The organism is Kitasatospora sp. NPDC001175 (assembly GCF_053598215.1).
Map to the genome: position 1 here is coordinate 1 of NZ_JBSFJU010000223.1, position 1,359 is coordinate 1,359.

General features: G+C 69.5%; 1 protein-coding gene. It reads right to left on the reverse strand.

The genetic code is table 11. The annotated features are described in order from the left end of the window. The coding region (gene acs, locus ACWDAK_RS41290; protein ID WP_427396364.1) for an acetate--CoA ligase at positions 1-1,359 on the reverse strand (1,359 nt) is incomplete at both ends.

Here is a 1,359-nt window from a genome sequence, read left to right on the forward strand (position 1 = left end):
TGGCCGACCAGGGCGGATTCGACCTCGGTGGTGGAGATGTTGTGGCCGGAGACGAGCATGACGTCGTCGACGCGGCCGAGCAGCCAGATGTCGCCGTCCTCGTCCTTCTTGGCGCCGTCGCCGGCGAAGTAGCGCCACGCGGCGCCAGCCGCACCGTGTCCGCCGCCGAAGCGGGACCAGTAGGTGTCGATGTAGCGCTGGTCGTCGCCCCAGATGGTGCGGAGCATGGAGGGCCAGGGCTCGGTGAGGACGAGGTAGCCGCCGGAGCCGTTGGGTACCTCGGTGCCGTTGTCGTCGACGACGGTGGCGGCGATGCCGGGCAGGGGGTGCTGGGCGGAGCCGGGCTTGGTCTCGGTGGCGCCGGGCAGGGGGCTGATCATGATGGCGCCGGTCTCGGTCTGCCACCAGGTGTCCACGATGGGGGTCGTGCCCGCGCCGATGTGTTCGCGGTACCAGACCCAGGCCTCCGGGTTGATGGGTTCGCCGACGCTGCCCAGGATGCGCAGGCTGGAGAGGTCGTACTTGGCGGGGATGTCGTCGCCCCACTTCATGAAGGTGCGGATCGCGGTGGGGGCGGTGTAGAGGATGGTGACGCCGTACTTCTGGACGATCTCCCAGAAGCGGCCCTGGTGGGGGGTGTCGGGGGTGCCTTCGTAGATGACCTGGGTGGCGCCGTTGGCCAGGGGGCCGTAGACGATGTAGGAGTGGCCGGTGACCCAGCCGATGTCGGCGGTGCACCAGTAGACGTCGGTGTCCGGCTTGAGGTCGAAGACGGCGTGGTGGGTGTAGCTGGCCTGGGTGAGGTAGCCGCCGGAGGTGTGCAGGATGCCCTTGGGCTTACCGGTAGTGCCGGAGGTGTAGAGGATGAACAGGGGGTGTTCGGCGTCGTGTGCCTGGGGGGTGTGGTCGGTGGGCTGGCGGTCGGTGATCTCGTGCCACCACACGTCGCGGCCTTCGGTGAAGGGGACGTCCTGGCCGGTGCGGCGGACCACCAGGACGTGTTCGACCTGGGGGCACTTGGTGAGGGCGTCGTCGATGGCGGGCTTGAGCGGGGAGGGCTTGCCGCGGCGGTAGCCGCCGTCGGCGGTGATGACCAGTTTGGCGTCGGCGTCCTGGATGCGGGAGGCGACGGCGTCGGCGGAGAAGCCGCCGAAGACGACGGAGTGGGTGGCGCCGATGCGGGCGCAGGCGAGCATCGCGACGACGGCCTCGGGGATCATCGGCAGGTAGACGGCGACTCGGTCGCCTGTGGTGACGCCGAGTTCCAGCAGGGCGTTGGCGGCCTTGGAGACCTCGTCCTTGAGCTGGGCGTAGGTGATGGAGCGGCCGTCGCCGGGTTCGCCTTCGAAGTGGATCGCG